Genomic DNA, 14,557 nt, shown 5'->3' with positions numbered 1-14,557 from the left:
TTCCGCCCAATTGACGCTTCATTATTTTCGGGATAAAGCACTGTGGGGTAACACTCGTAGCACTTCTTCTACCGTCGTTACCCCAGTTGTTACCTTTTGAGCAGCTGCCATCCCAAACGAAATAAAGTTACTCTCCCTAAGATAGCGATGTAGTGCCGTCATTGTTCCATCGTAAATAAGCGATCGCACCTGATGATCGATATCCAGCAGTTCTACAATCGCTTCCCGCCCCATATAGCCGGAATGGAAGCACTTGGGACACCCCTTTCCCTTGCGCCAGCCAGATGTAGTGGAAGCAGTCGGTTCTATACCCAAAAGCCGCAAATCCTTCTCTATGGGCGTATAAGGTTCTGTACAGTGAGGACAAACCCGACGCACCAAACGTTGAGCAACCACTCCTAATAAAGCATCGCTAATTAAACCAGGGTCAGGACCAATATCTTTCAGCCGGGGAATCGCTCCCACTGCATCATTAGTATGCAGAGTTGTAAACACCAAATGTCCAGTTAAGGCAGCTCTAACTGCTGTCTCAGCAGTTTCTGCATCCCTGATTTCTCCTAACATAATCACATCTGGGTCTTGACGCAGAATTGCCCTTAAACCGGCTGCAAAGGTCATTCCAGCAGTTTCGTGAACCTGAGTTTGGGTAATACCAGGTAACACATACTCTACTGGGTCTTCTACTGTAACTACATTGACCGACTCTTTTGCCACCTCTTGCAGACTGGTGTAAAGGGTGCTGGTTTTACCCGAACCAGTAGGACCCGTGAGAATAATCATTCCCTGTGGCTGACTTAACCATCTAGTGTATGTTTCCAGGCTAGATGAGGAGAAGCCGAGTTTATTCATATCCGTGTAAGGATTTCGAGAAGGGAGTAAGCGAATTACTATCTTTTCCCCGCCCACACAGGGAAGGGTACTAACTCGCATATCTAATCCCACATCAGACAACTCACCAGCAGCATACTTCTCCCCAATTCGTCCATCTTGGGGGCGACGGCTGTCAGAAATGTCCATTTCTGACATAACTTTGAGAGTAACCACGACTTTTCGACTTACATCTAGCGGTAGAGTGGTGATGTTCCGCAGAACGCCGTCAATGCGATAACGTACCCGTAAACCTTCTGGCATTGGTTCTAAATGGATATCGCTTGCTCGATTGCGTAAGGCACCAGAAATAATGGTTTTTACACGCCCGATTTGGTCAGCAGCTCGTGATAGACAAAGTTCTGTAGTTTCTGTGATGTCTTCTGGTTCGGCTTCTCCTGTAAGAGGATTGATTAGAGAGGTGGCGCTGATGCTATTAATGTTGAAGGTTTGGGTGACATACCAAGCGCGATAGCTTTTCTCTGCAATCGGAATTATTTTGATATCGGTGAGCGTGCAGTGGCTTAGCTTTTTGACCTCCTCTTCTTTTAGAGCAACTGTACTGCCTAAGTAGTAGCAGTTACGCCAGAGCAATAAGGGCATGAGGGGAGGGAAAGATTGGCGATTAGAAGCTTTCCGAAAAAAGCGCAAGTTAACTTCTGAATCTAGCAAATCAAGGTTGACGACTCCTTGCTCGTCCACCAAAAGCTTTACGGCTTCCTCACAGGTAATTTTATGACTTTTTAACTGTTGCCAAGCGGAGGGAAAAGTAATAGAAGTCTGCATATTTTTTTAGGGTTCCGCACTTTTTTCCATAAATTTCAAAGCGCGATTGCCCTCTTAGTAAAAAGGGCAATCGCGCTTACCCAACCTCAAAACTCACCCAAGCACACCTTGTTTTAGCCCAGGAAAGCCGTTGGATAGGATTGAAAAACGGCTTGGGCTTAATTACCTTGACGCCACGCCCATCCAAGCCATTGAGGACTCATATCACACCGGTACTTGCTCACGCGCAGTTTGTAAGTACCACTGCTATTGGGGGTAAAGTCAACGATCTCGGAAGTGTTGTCGTAGCTGTAGGAGCCAGCAACCACGCTGCCTGATGAATTGACTATTTGAAAATCTAGGTCGGCACTAGGTTGAGAGGAATAACTAGAATAGTTGGGGTTTTGATTCCAAACTATTGTGGAGCGAGTGCGCTGCCCGCCCGTTAAGTCTACTGTTGCCACGTCAACTGAGCTAGGTTCACTACAGGAGTAGGGCTGTCCTCCCCAACTGCCACCTACTCCGTGAGCTACATCGTCTGCTCGATCGGCAACAATTCCGCCAGTACCGTCTAATTCACTGAGTCGCGTGTTGCCTTCAATATTGTGTACGGCAGTAGTCATAAGGATTGCCTTGACCGCTTCGGGCCAGGAACCCAAACTGCTGTTGCGCTGAATCATCTGTGCTGCCACACCAGCCACCATTGGCGAAGCGTAACTTGTCCCAGACCCGATTGGGCCTGTCCAAGGAGATGAATTGGTTGTACTGTTGATGTTCTGGCCTGGTGCCGCCACCTCTGGCTTTTCGCGATCGCCATGAGTTGAACTGGGATCTTTCCCACTTGAAAACGGGCTGATTATGTCATCAGTCCAGCTGGTAGTATTTTGATCGTCAAAGCTGCCTACAGAGATGACGTTGTATGCTGTTGCCGGACTCGAAACGTTGCCAGTATTCCCGGAATTGCCCGCGGCTATAACGACTGTCCGATAGCGGTTGATTACCATGTCATCATAGAATTTAGCAAAGCTATCAACCCCGAAGTCGCCTCCCAAGCTGAGGTTGAAAACCTCAGCTCCCCAATCAGCGGCAGATGTTGAGCGGTTCTGAAGCTCGCTAGGCCAGCCACCGCACGAGCCGCCCGCCCACAGTAAAACGCCTGGAGCAATACCACGGGCTTTCGGATGGGTGCTACGAATAATACCAGCCACTCCTGTGCTGTGACTACTTAAGCATCCGTAAGTTGTATCCTGAGTTGTGCCGGAGAGGTAAGGGTTATTTGTAGCAATAATCCCACCGACTTCAATCTGTGCCACTTTGACACCCGAACCAGTAAAGCCTCGGTTATTTACAACATTTGCAGCTATGACTTGACGCGCCACATCTAAATTGGGCTGAACTTGGCGCTCCTGATATATCTGGTCAACCTCGCCCCACTGTGCTACTTGCTTGATTGCCTGGGGTGTCAGACTGGCATAAACAACAGGGGAATATTTTTCTGTTCTTACGTTGGAGCCAAAGCTCTTCAGCTTGTTAGCTACTGGGGAAACAATAGGCTGCACTTTAGCAGCTCGCTGTGCATCTACCTGCTCAAAGAAGGCATTTACTTGTGCTTGTGAGGCACGGGAAGCGCTACTGGGGTTGGGAGCAGGACGTGATGCTCCAGTATTTGAAGGTTGCTTGAGCCAGATTATCACCCGGAGTGGCTGATTTTGTGGAATACCTGTTAACCGCTGAGCAAGAGCTGGCTCAAGCTTTCCGTACTGTGCAGCAGAAGCCGCCTGTTCGCTAGCTTGTAGTTGCGTTGCGCTAAGTTCCTCCCCACTGTTATCCAAAGTCAGACCGTATATTTTCCCAGATTGATTATCAGTCACCTTAACCTTGAAGACAGTCTCGCCCTTACGTTGGTACTTAGCTGTGGCTGAGTTAACTACAGTCAACCGATTAAGCGGTAGTCCGCTAAGCTTACTCACCCGTTGCAGCGCCACACTTTTTAAGTTGTTTGGGACTTGAGCTGTCGTTGATCGCATGATGGCTAGTATTCCTAAGCTCACTGTCAGGCCCATTAGGAATAGACCCAAACGCAGATTACGTGGGGAAAACATGATGTAGATTGCTCCTAGAGTTTATAAAGGGGTAGTCCTAAAGAAGTAATGACGCATTGTAATGATGGATGAAGTACCAAATTGCACCAATGTGATTCTCCAACGACTTTGAAAACGATAAGGTTTTCCGCACTAACCGGGAAACGCGCTGGCGTAAGGTGTTGTTGAATCGCTCTTCGGTAGCTCGTTAAGCCAGTTTCTTTGCCTACCGCTTGATGGCGCTTGCTTGGAAAAACTGCTGCATAAGCTGTTTAGAAATCGGTATATGCAACTGCACACTGTCGGTAGACGGGCGGTAATGATGCCCACAGTTACTAAGCAGCAGTTTTATCTCGTGCACCAATGTACACCCCGACATCTCAATCTCACGCATGTCCACATCGAGGGCTAACCAGATCCACTGCTTATTCCTCTTGTTCTCTACAAATGACCAGAGTTCATCACATTGCATCGTTAGCCTCTCCTTTTTTTTGATGTCACCTGAACTTGGCGAGGCACAAGAGCATATTTCTGATTCACATAGCTTTGCAACCACTGCTCAGAAACCTGGACTGCACGAGCAATCCCTGCCAACGAAATTCGTTCGAGGAGCAATCGGTCAATCAGGTCTCGTGTGGTCTGGTCAATCACTTTTTTCGTGGGTTGCTCAATGAACTGTCGTCCACACTCCCGACACTTAAACCGTTGTTTCCCGTTGTGAATATGACCATTCTTTACCGTGTGAAAAGATGCACAAGTTGGGCAGGCAGGCATAGAAGGTGAGCAGCGAGAAACTCTACTTATCCACCATCCATCATTACATCTTGAGCACTACACAAGTGAGAATTTAGGTTCGATTACCAAGATGAAACTAGCAAACCTCTATTTACCTCTCGGACTCAAAAGTCCAGAATTATGCGACGTTTTACAAAACTTCACATTTAGTTAAACGGTAAATCAATTTTAGATTTTGGATTGATTTTGCTTTTACTGGAAGGCTTGCAGATTTAGAAGGGGTAGTGTTCAAGATGTAATGATGGAGAAGTGGAGTTTCTTGTTGCTCTCCTTCCATGCCTCCATGTCTCCATGTCCTATTTGTGCGTCTTCCGAAACGTTCAAGAATGGTTGCATCCACAACGGTAAACATGATTTTCCCGGCTGCAACCATCCCACCTGCGACTTTTCCATAAGGTTTATTGCTTCAAAGCCATAAGTCATGCCACACCTCGCGCAGATCGCACCCTATAAGCTTCGCTTCTACCTTGCGGCGTTGCTCTTGAAGGGTGCGATCTCGCACCCTTCAAGAGCAGCCGGATCAGTCTTGGAAAGATAAGCTGAGATCGCGCTTTAGCTCGATCTTCGTAATCCTTTTATAGTGTTGCCATGCATCCCACGGGATTCAGACAGCGATCGCTGTCTTGATTTCCAATTCCTTGCTGAATCGGAAGAACTGTGGACACTAGAGGGAAGCTGGTTCTGGCATCTATGGCAAGTCTACTATTAATTACAAATTCAGGGGCACGAATTGTGCTTGATGACGGTGATAACAGCGCAGGCATAAGCAAAATCATCGATTGCGCCCGAAACCCTAATTCTTTCGTAAGGCGGATACAGCGGGATTGATAAGCCCAGTTGAATCCGGCAATCCGAAATCTTTAAACCAACGCTAGAGCAATACTTTTCGGCCTCTATTCCACAAAACTTAGCTTTCCAGGAAGAGGTGTACCAACTCCTTTGAAGAGTTTTGTAACGAAAAGTTTCATTTGGCATAACTTTGCGGCTTCATACCTGAGACAAAGATAGAGAGTTCGCCTTGGCTCTTTGATCGTTAAAGCGTAGGTTCCGGTAGTTATGTCAGACATCAATGCCTTAATTGACGAAGGTCTGGAGAGAATGCAAGACCTCTCCCAGGAAGCGGACCGTGCCTTAGACGGAGTAAGTCAGATTGAGCAATTCTTAACCACCTTAACGGAAAGCCTTACTAATACAGAGCAGGAAGCTCAAGACAGTTTTGAAACGTTAGGGAATAAGCTTACAGAAACTGAGCAAAGCCTTGAGACTGAGTTACAAAGTGCCAAAGAGGACTTGAACGAACTGCGGGAGAAAGCCGGAGCCGTAGAAACTCAGCTAGAGGAAATGGCGAGTGAGATAAAAAGCCAACTGAGTGATTTGAGGAGTCAGGCAGAAGAAATGCTTTCGCAAATTGAAGATAAGGCGAAAGAAACACAAGAAAATTTAAGTAATTTGTCTCAACAGTCTCAGGAGTTTGAGTCTGAAGCTGATAGTTTGGAGAACACGGCTACTAGTAACATTGAAGGGGTGCGTAAAGCCGTTGAGACAGCGAAAACTAGCTTCAATGAACATCAGACTGAATTAACGGAACAGTTCAGCACATTTGAGCAGGAAATTGGTGAAAAGCTAGAAGCTGTAATGGAAGATTTTGGTGAATTGATGGAGGAGAGTAGCAACCAGTTAACGGAACTCGATAATGCTTTGGACACAGCCTCTAATGAGGCACTTATAGGGATGAGTCAAAAGTTTTCGGAAGCTAGCGGTGAGATTACTAATGCAGCACAACAATTGGCTGGGGCTTTATCAACTTTGGGTGAATCTAGTACAGACAATTGTGAACAGATGAATGACAAATTTGGTGAAGTTATAGACAAAATTGCTGATGTAGTTGAGATTATTCAGGAAGTTATGCCGATTCTAGAAGAGGTGGAGGAAAAATTGGGCTAGTTCATAGACTATGCAGATAAAGGAGAAGTAAAAGATATGGAAGTATTACTCTTGGTTTTTATCGTTGTTGGATTTGCGATACTCATCGCTGGTGCAAATGGAAGCAAAAACTTCCGTGGTTCTAGTAGGCATGGTGGACGCACCAACAACAGCTACATCAACTACGGCGCTAGTTCCAGTAGCGATTACGGCGGTAGTTCTGGTAGCGATTACGGTGGGAGTTCTAGTAGCGATTACAGCGCTAGTTCCAGTAGCGATTACAGCGGTAGTTCTAGTAGCGACTGCGGTGGCAGTTCCGGTGGCGACTACGGCGGTAACTCTGGTGGTGACTGCGGTGGCGGCAGTGCAGGCGGCAGTTAGTTATTGACGCAAGCGATCGCCTACTACACTCAAACCAGTTGGATTTACATTGCATTAGTTTACAGCAAGAGATTGCATTCCAGAGCAGGTATCGAAACGAAAATTGTTTCCCAATGGACATGGTGTAAATTGTCATGGCAGAGGTTGTAGAGCTTAATCAAACCGTTGAAGAAACCAGTGAAAGTTTAGAGCGGCTTTTAGCTGTTCTTGAGCAAGCTTGTACTCAGTTTGGTGAAGTTTGTTCAGAAATTGAATCAGAAAGTGATGCTCTGAATGAAGGGAGTGAAATAGCAACTCACTGGGAAGCATTAGCCCAAACTTTACAAGAAGCTGAAGATAATCTTGAGAGTGCTGAAGCGGAAGTAATAGAGGAGTTAAAAGGGCTGCAACAGGTTACGACTGAGGGAGCCGAAGGATTAGATGAAGCTCTACAAACCCTCGAAGAAATTCACAGCGCTTTTGAGACAGAGATTAATGAGAATAAAACTAAACTTGAAGGAGAGATGACGGAAGTTGAAGAAGCTTTTGCTGAGATGGTAGAAGCCGTTGATCAGGTTGAAGAGTCTCTAACTGAGGCAATGAATGAAACAAAAGAGTCATTTAATAATCTAGATGAAGCCGTTACAGACCTTGAGCAACAAGTAGAAGCATTTTCTGAAGTAGACACAGATTTTGAGGAATTAATTAGTGAGATTACTGAGAGCCAAGAAGAAGTAGAAACTGCCTTAACTGATTTTAGTGAGCAATTGAGTCAGGGAGAGAGTGAGTTGACAACTTCTTTTAACGATTGTGAAACAGAAGTAACAGAAGTGTTTGACACGTTCAAGACGGAAGTTGAAGAAATTGCTGACAACTACAAAGAAGAGAGTTCAGAAGTTCTCTCCGATCTTGGTGAGGAGTGTGAGAACACGTTCCAAGAGGAAATAGAGACGGCTGTCGAGGAGGTAACTGGAGAGGTAGTTGAGGCAATTCTTGGTGAGGTGGATGAGAGTGCAACGGTGATGAATTCAGGAGAAGATACGACGGCTGAATTGGAGCCAATTTTGGCAGAGTTAGAGGCGGCAGGAACAACGATGGTTGCTGTTAATGATGCGCTGGAAGAAATTGCGGTGGGTTGATAGAAACGATGTCTCTGTTAGTTTGGCAACGTTTGCCACGTTAGGGAGGTTTGAATCATGGGCAGAGCAGCTAACTTAATGCCTCGGATCGATGAAGCTAGGAGGCGTCTCCAATCAGCTAACAATCTGTTGTCATTGGTCAATGATCTGATTCTAGTGGTTAGAGAAGTTGGCAATACGCTGGCCGATCTTGGAACTACAGTGGCTAGAAACGTTGGCGATCCCTTGGAATGGGGAACTGAAGATATGTTAGCAGGGGCTTTGGAACATTTTATACGTTCCGATCAAAATCCTAACGACGAGCGTCTAGAGCGTACTTGGGATAGTCCGTATATCGCAGAATTTAAGGATAAGTGGGTTAGAGAACACTCACAACTAATACATGAAGCTGCCGATAGATACAACTTGCCACCTGAGCTAGTTGCAGGAGTGATTTGGCAGGAAGCTGGTGTGCTACCAGGTATAGTTGATACGGCCATATACCAAGCAAGAAACTGGCTCCCGATTGACATCGATCCTGAGTCTCCGTTGAATGATATTCCTGTTATAGGTCGAATTTTTGGGTCTCCAGAAGAAACTTCTTTTGGAGAGATTCAAATGCAAATACGCACTGCCGCAGAATTACTGGGGTACGAGAATCCAGAAAATCTGAGTGAAGCGCAAGAGAAAGAAATTATTGCGAAGTTAGAAGATCCAGCTAGTAGTATCGACCTTGCTGCTAGATATTTGGCTCAACTTCGGGAGAACACATCAGAAAACTTCCTAGACCTAGATAACCAGCCAGAAACCATGACCGATGAGGAATTTGTGGCGGTAGCTACCCAATATAACCGGGGAGACCTGACTTTAGAACAAGTCAATCAAAAACCAGATTATGGTGAGAGCATTCTTAACTTACGTGATAATACGGAATCTCTCTTAGAGTGATTTCTTTAGTCAATGATGAAAAGTTACATACACTGAGCAATCTACTTGGGGAGCTCCACAAATTAAGGAGATGCATTCAAGGCTATTGGGATGACCTTAAAACGGCTTAGCAAGATTAAAGTCAAGATTAAAGTTTGAAGGTTACTCAGAGTAAGCAATCGCCGTTGAAAGATGCAAGTACAGAACTGTAGAGACGGTTATTGGCAATGTTAATGATTTTAGGAGAATCTGCGATCGCTTCTTTAACCAATCTTGACAGAGTGTAGAGGCGGCGAAAACAACAATGGTTGCGGTTAATGATGTGCTTGAAGAAATTGCGGTTGCTTGATAGCTCGATGACTCTGCAAGTTTGGCGACATTCATTACGTTAAGGATATTTGAATTATGAGTGGAGCGGCTGACCTGATACCTCGGATTGATGGAGCTAGGGATCGTCACCAAGCAGCCAAAGAGCAGTTGTCAGAAGCCAGAGGAATGCTGGACAAGCCTGAGGAACAGGCTCCAAAACCCAAAGAGGAAGGAGGAAGGTTGTTCGGGAATCTCAGTTTGAGTGACGTTGGTCATACTCTCCTGGATGGAGCCGGAATGATTCCAGGTCTGGGTGCTTTTGCTGATGGGGCTAATGCCGTTTGGTATGCGGTGGAAGGAGACTGGACAAATGCTAGTCTTTCTGCAATGGGTGCTATTCCTATCGCTGGTGATGCGGCTACGGCTGCTAGGCTGGCAAACAGAGCTACGGATGCCGTTAGCGCTGTCGATAACGTCACAGATGCTGCTAGGGCTGGTGAGGCTACAGCTAGAGAGATAGCAGGTCAAAGACGACCTATTCAACAAGTAATTGGAGATGAAGATGCTGCTCGTTTAAGGCAGGAATTTGAAGAGCTTGGCGGTAATCCTGATGCCTTGAGAATCAATGAAGGGAATTCGACACATTACAGTGACGAAACTAACCAAATATATGTTCGTGGAAATGTTCTACCGGCTCTCTACGAAAGTCATCCACGCTCAATAATGAGTACGAGAGCTACTCTTGCTCATGAACTTGGGCATCAGAATTATCGCGGCACTAAATTAGAACCTGGAGATTGGAGAGACGAGTTCCGAGCGAGTTATCACGCTGCAAGGCATGCACCTTCGCTTTCCGACGAGGAAAGAATTCACTTAGTACAAGATGCGATATCTCGCGCACAAGAAGCAGGAGCCCCAATAAAGCCACTTAGAAACGCCTTTATTCGGAGAACACTAGGTCAAGATTATGAATCTTGAAGGAAGTTCTGCCGGTTTAGCTCTATTTATTACGTAAGGACATCTAAACATGAGTGCAACAGCAGAATCACTAGAACAAATGGCGACTGAAGTACCAGAAAAACTGAACACTTTGGTTGAGGAAACAAAAGAAGTTCAGACTGGTGTAGACGACTTAGAAACTAGCCTTGAAGAGAAGCAATCTCAAGCGACAGAGCTTCTTAGTCAGATTGACACTGCTCTCGATGAACTTCAAACAGAAGTATCCACCCAGAAGACAGAGACAGAACAAGCGGTAACTGAGTTAGAAGGCGATATTGAGACTTTAAAGAGTGAAATCACTGAAGCGCAAGAGCAGCTAGTTAGTGAAATTCAAGAAGCTCAAGAAAAATTGACGGCTCTCCAAAGTCAGTTAGATGAAGGGCAGACAACTGTTGAGACGGCTAGTGAAGAAGTTCAGACAGCACTCAATGAGGCTCAGGAAAAAATTAATTCTAGTCAAGAACAGCTAGTCAGTGCTGTAGATTCGACTAAACAGGAAGTTGATGAGCTACAACAGAGCCTTGAAACGGCAAAGACGACTGCTAATGACCAAATTAACCAATTAACTGAGGAGATAAAGGAAACTCAACAAGAAGTCAGCGATAAGATTCAAGAAATCATCGACAGTTTTACTGACTTGCAAGAAGAGTTAGAAACAAAAGTCACGGATGTGCAAACAGAAATTGTGCAAGGAGAGGTTGAGCAATTAGTAGAAACTGCTCAGCAGAAGACAGAGGAACTCAAAGAGATGGTTGAGACTGCTGTTCAGAAGGTAGTAGATGCAGTTCGAGATACGAGTAGTCAACTTACAGATGCAAAAGATGATGCCGTAAGTGAGCGCGAGGAATTGGAACCACTTATCAATGAATTGAAAGAATTGATTAGACCACTAGAAGAAGGAATTGAGTGCGTGAAAGAAGTCGCTGAGAAAGTGGGAGTTCCGTTTGGTTGATGAATTAGACAGTTTGGGTAATAAATTAGATATCAGATAACGGCTACGCTGCTAAACCACCAGGGAATCAATTCCCTGGCTAATAACCAAAGTCGGATAAATCCGACTAAAACTTTAAATTTCTAGTCCGTTTACCGGACTCTAGTTATTAGTCTGGAACTTAAATTCCAGGCGGAGTTTACCATAAACCGAAAAAGTTGAAGGGGGAGAAATGACTGATTTTCAGACAATGACATCAGAGACAACAGCTAAATTAACGACGCTGCTTGGGCAAACTGAAGAAGCACAAACAAACTTACAAGAGACGCAAGAACAGGTGTCGAGAGTTCAAGAACAAGTTGAGACGGCTTGGACGCAATTGAATGACCAGGCTCAGTCTCTACTAGAGCAGGCGACAAGTGGCAAAAGTGAACTGGCTACAGAGGCTGAGTCAGTGAGTCAGGTGCTAGAGCAACTCAAGGGTAGAATTGAAGCATTGGGAAGTGAGCTAACGCAAGAGCTAGAGGAAACGAAAAGTGCGATCTCTACTTTAGATGAGCGGATCGAAGCACTAACACCAGAACTAGAACAAAACGTAAAAGAGGCTGAGGAAGCTTTAACTTCTCTGCAAGAAAAAGAAATCGGCTCAGAATTCGAAGAAACTGTTTCTCAAACGACAGACTATTTACAAGACGTAGATAGTGAACTAGAAAGCCATCAAACAGCTATAGACCAACGAGTTGAAGCTCTACAAGCCTACATTTCTGAGCAGTGTATACCTGAAATCACTACGAAAGCGACCGAATTTGTCCAGCAGCTTGAGGGAGTGGTAGAACACTTTACAGAGAAGTTCCAAGCGGTAGGAGATGCAACTGAACAAGCGGCGCAGGAGACAGTTGACCAGGTAAGCGAGGGTCAGAATAGCTTATTTGAAGAACTTAGGAGTACAACTCAAAAGATTGAGGAACTGATGGAGATACTGACCAATGCAGTTAATGAAGCAAGTGCAAGCGTGATTGATGCTAATGCTACTTTGGTCGATGGCATCGATTTAACAAATACTGGTTTTAAAACAGCGACAAATTTGTTGACAGAAGCCAAAGATGCTCTAGCGCAGGTTTAAGTAGGTAGGCAGAATCAAATCAAAATATTACTAAACAGCTCCCTCATTGCCAAGCAGGGAGCTGTTTTATATCTTTTAATGTCTACGTACTTAAGTCAAATTCGCTTGAGTTTCTGTAACTCACTCAGCTCCTTCCTCAAATTATTCTGTTGTTCTTTACGTTTACTCATCCGCAACTTGAGTGGCAACTGACTACCTTCTGCCTCTGTAATAAATTGCTCGGCAAGCTGCTTAACGGTTTTAATAAGTTCATCCAACCGTTGTTCTTCTGCTTCTAAAGCTTGCATGATTTTTTGGCTAATTTTCTCTACCAAGCGATTTTTTACAAGAGACTGATAGTAACTACGCAACTCATTTCTCATCTTCTCTACAGCTTTTTCTTGTTCGGCTTCTTTGAAATTTTGATAAGTACGCTTCAAAAATTTAAATAAGAAGTAACCAAGACCAGCTAGGAAAAGAAATGATACAAAAGGGGAATTTTTAAACGCTCCACGTATCGGTTGAGTAATGCTTCGCATCAACTGCCTTCTACCACCACCACCCGCAATCCCTAGAACACTCAAGAAGCTGAATAGAAACATAAACTGCATCCATTGGCTTCTGACCTTCTTAAGAAGATAGAATAACGGAGAAACTTCTTGATATCGAGTTTCACAAGCAGGTTTTTTGAGTGACGAAGCAAAGATTTCTTGAAAGTCTATCGTTTGTCTAGGCTGCAAAGCGGAATGGCTCAAGTTCAAACCAGGAATAGAACTTAGTGTTTCAGAATTCCTCTGTAAAATTCCTTTCAATCCCCCGTCACTATACTGAGTACAAATTCGTTCCCATTCTTCATTAGCCCACTGACTTAATTCGGAACGACAGAGGTCTATCAAGGCAGTATTTGCATCGATAATTTTCTCCTTAGATTTACTACTTTTAACCCCTCGCCGCTCTGTCACCTGTTTAGTGACGATTGCCCTCAGCTCAATATATTTACAACCCTCTTTCTTTATGACCTGGGATTTTAGCTTATCTACAGCTTCGCTGATTTTAGAGGTAAGGCTTTCGCTCAAATACTCATCTAATAAGTTTCCTCTTGATTGGCTAAGTTTAGCTTTAGCTTGCTTAAAAAGCTCTATTTTATCATCGGATAGTTTCCTAATACTTCTATCCGTTTTCTTTTGTAAGTCCTCGCCTTTTCCTCCTCGTAATTTTGCTTCATCTTGCTGAATTTCGGCTTCCAGAGCTTTTTCTTGATTATTGAAAAATTTTTCGATTAAAGCAATTTGGGATACCACCTGTGCAGTCAGCCGTTTTATCAAAATGTCTTCAGGCTTACGCTTGACTAATTTTTCTAGGGACTTGCAAAAACTGTCTAGTTCCTTTGCATCCGGATCGGCAAGGTGCGATCGCAAAGGAACTAGCTCAAGAGATAAGCTAGAATTTTGATTTTGAAGCCGAGCCTTAAGTTCAGCGATACTAGTTTTAATTTCTTGAGCTACCGGGTGATGAGGCTCTGCGAGTTCTACGAGTACTACAAGTAAGGAAATTGGGCTAATACTAGCTTTCTCAATCAGCTGCTTTTCATCGGCTGTTAGTATCTGGTTGGGTTCAAGCACTAAACACAAAATATCGCAGTCAACCAGCTGCCTGTAAAACTCATCTACCTTAGAAGAAACGTCGCTATCCAACTGAGATTGACACTCAAAGATAAATTCTGGACTTTTTTCAGTCGGATTTTCATAACCTAGAGTGATGCGATCTCCCGATTGTACCGTTTGACGATCCTCCAACCGCTGACCATTTAAATAAGTGCCATTGGTGCTGTTGAGGTTGCAAATTTGCCAATTTGGACGGCTAGAATCAACTTCGGAATTTAAAACAGATTGAATTTCGGCATGACGCCCAGAAACCCATGCGTACTGGTTTGGCAGACAAATCTGACACTGAGAGTCATCGCGTCCAATTACTACTGTGTGATTAATAGGAAGCTCATAACGAGTTTGCTGCAATCCAGTCGTGCTGGCAGAGGAGAGTTGAAGAATCAGAGCAGCAGCTGGTTCGGGAGCAGCTTGTTCAGGCTCCCCAAGCAATAGCATCCTCTGAAAATGGTAGAACTCTGGCAGAGGCTTGTAACTACTAAGAAAGTTTTGTAGCGCTTGAGCCGGGACTGGGTTATGACTAACAATTTGGATCGTAAGTTTCCCTTGCCTCAAAGAATCGCCAATTTTTACCAATTCTTGCTCAACTATTTGAAATGTCTCATTTTGAGCAGTTCTAGCAGCAACAAATTGCTGAATTTCCTGAAGGCGATTTGCCAATTTATCAGATTTGAGTGACATTGCTTTGTACAGCTCCTGAAATCTGCTTTCCTCAA

General features: G+C 44.5%; 12 protein-coding genes and 1 pseudogene. 7 read left to right on the top strand and 6 right to left on the bottom strand.

Annotation, left to right across the window (positions count from 1 at the left end):
• Nucleotides 1-21: 21 nt before the first annotated feature.
• From NC996_RS21420 to NC996_RS21400, 5 genes and pseudogenes are all read right to left on the bottom strand, one after another.
• Nucleotides 22-1,653 carry a GspE/PulE family protein gene (locus NC996_RS21420; RefSeq protein ID WP_190686653.1) on the bottom strand — a complete coding sequence of 544 codons (1,632 nt, stop codon included), beginning with the start codon at nt 1,651-1,653 and terminating at the stop codon, nt 22-24.
• 158 nt (nt 1,654-1,811) lie between these two features.
• Nucleotides 1,812-3,659 (bottom strand): S8 family serine peptidase, encoded by a 1,848-nt coding sequence (locus NC996_RS21415; protein ID WP_190686650.1) that lies wholly within the window; start codon nt 3,657-3,659, stop codon nt 1,812-1,814.
• Between the two features lie 112 nt (nt 3,660-3,771).
• Nucleotides 3,772-4,487, bottom strand: a pseudogene (locus tag NC996_RS21410) (IS1 family transposase).
• A 249-nt stretch (nt 4,488-4,736) separates the two neighbouring features.
• Entirely contained in the window at nt 4,737-4,901 is a 165-nt protein-coding gene (locus NC996_RS21405) for a hypothetical protein (protein ID WP_190686647.1), read from the bottom strand.
• 182 nt (nt 4,902-5,083) lie between these two features.
• A complete protein-coding gene (locus NC996_RS21400) occupies nt 5,084-5,272 on the bottom strand; it encodes a hypothetical protein (protein WP_190686642.1) in 189 nt (62 codons plus the stop codon).
• A 292-nt stretch (nt 5,273-5,564) separates the two neighbouring features.
• Here NC996_RS21400 and NC996_RS21395 point away from each other — a divergent pair, with 292 nt between their 5' ends.
• The 7 genes from NC996_RS21395 (at nt 5,565) to NC996_RS21365 (ending at nt 12,198) form a co-directional block, all read left to right on the top strand.
• Nucleotides 5,565-6,452 (top strand): hypothetical protein, encoded by an 888-nt coding sequence (locus NC996_RS21395; protein ID WP_190686639.1) that lies wholly within the window; start codon nt 5,565-5,567, stop codon nt 6,450-6,452.
• A 36-nt stretch (nt 6,453-6,488) separates the two neighbouring features.
• The gene (locus NC996_RS21390) at nt 6,489-6,812 is read left to right on the top strand and encodes a hypothetical protein (protein WP_190686635.1); all 324 of its coding nucleotides are present in this window, start codon (nt 6,489-6,491) and stop codon (nt 6,810-6,812) included.
• A gap of 134 nt (nt 6,813-6,946) precedes the next feature.
• On the top strand, nt 6,947-7,930 hold the full coding sequence (locus NC996_RS21385; RefSeq protein ID WP_190686632.1) for a hypothetical protein: 984 nt from the start codon (nt 6,947-6,949) through the stop codon (nt 7,928-7,930).
• A gap of 201 nt (nt 7,931-8,131) precedes the next feature.
• Nucleotides 8,132-8,857: a hypothetical protein gene (locus NC996_RS21380; RefSeq protein WP_348260019.1), complete on the top strand. Its 726-nt coding sequence runs from the start codon at nt 8,132-8,134 to the stop codon at nt 8,855-8,857.
• Between the two features lie 384 nt (nt 8,858-9,241).
• Entirely contained in the window at nt 9,242-10,123 is an 882-nt protein-coding gene (locus tag NC996_RS21375; RefSeq protein ID WP_190686627.1) for a hypothetical protein, read from the top strand.
• Between the two features lie 49 nt (nt 10,124-10,172).
• A complete protein-coding gene (locus tag NC996_RS21370) occupies nt 10,173-11,096 on the top strand; it encodes a hypothetical protein (RefSeq protein WP_190686626.1) in 924 nt (307 codons plus the stop codon).
• Nucleotides 11,097-11,307: 211 nt separating this feature from the next.
• Complete coding sequence (locus tag NC996_RS21365; protein WP_190686623.1) at nt 11,308-12,198, top strand: hypothetical protein; 891 nt, start codon at nt 11,308-11,310, stop codon at nt 12,196-12,198.
• Nucleotides 12,199-12,293: 95 nt separating this feature from the next.
• Here NC996_RS21365 and NC996_RS21360 read toward each other — a convergent pair whose 3' ends face one another.
• The gene (locus NC996_RS21360) at nt 12,294-14,522 is read right to left on the bottom strand and encodes an FHA domain-containing protein (protein ID WP_190686621.1); all 2,229 of its coding nucleotides are present in this window, start codon (nt 14,520-14,522) and stop codon (nt 12,294-12,296) included.
• Between the last annotated feature and the right edge of the window lie 35 nt (nt 14,523-14,557).

Source organism: Trichocoleus sp. ST-U2 (assembly GCF_039961875.1).
Classification (GTDB): Bacteria; Cyanobacteriota; Cyanobacteriia; order Cyanobacteriales; family FACHB-T130; genus FACHB-T130.
This window is presented reverse-complemented; position numbering and strand designations above follow the sequence as displayed.

Coding starts and splice junctions, on each gene's coding strand:
- NC996_RS21365 (WP_190686623.1), top strand. CDS start 11,308: ATGACTGATTTTCAGACAATGACATCAGAGACAACAGCTAAATTAACG.
- NC996_RS21360 (WP_190686621.1), bottom strand. CDS start 14,522: ATGTCACTCAAATCTGATAAATTGGCAAATCGCCTTCAGGAAATTCAG.
- NC996_RS21385 (WP_190686632.1), top strand. CDS start 6,947: ATGGCAGAGGTTGTAGAGCTTAATCAAACCGTTGAAGAAACCAGTGAA.
- NC996_RS21370 (WP_190686626.1), top strand. CDS start 10,173: ATGAGTGCAACAGCAGAATCACTAGAACAAATGGCGACTGAAGTACCA.
- NC996_RS21400 (WP_190686642.1), bottom strand. CDS start 5,272: ATGCCTGCGCTGTTATCACCGTCATCAAGCACAATTCGTGCCCCTGAA.
- NC996_RS21395 (WP_190686639.1), top strand. CDS start 5,565: ATGTCAGACATCAATGCCTTAATTGACGAAGGTCTGGAGAGAATGCAA.
- NC996_RS21420 (WP_190686653.1), bottom strand. CDS start 1,653: ATGCAGACTTCTATTACTTTTCCCTCCGCTTGGCAACAGTTAAAAAGT.
- NC996_RS21415 (WP_190686650.1), bottom strand. CDS start 3,659: ATGCGATCAACGACAGCTCAAGTCCCAAACAACTTAAAAAGTGTGGCG.
- NC996_RS21390 (WP_190686635.1), top strand. CDS start 6,489: ATGGAAGTATTACTCTTGGTTTTTATCGTTGTTGGATTTGCGATACTC.
- NC996_RS21405 (WP_190686647.1), bottom strand. CDS start 4,901: ATGGAAAAGTCGCAGGTGGGATGGTTGCAGCCGGGAAAATCATGTTTA.
- NC996_RS21375 (WP_190686627.1), top strand. CDS start 9,242: ATGAGTGGAGCGGCTGACCTGATACCTCGGATTGATGGAGCTAGGGAT.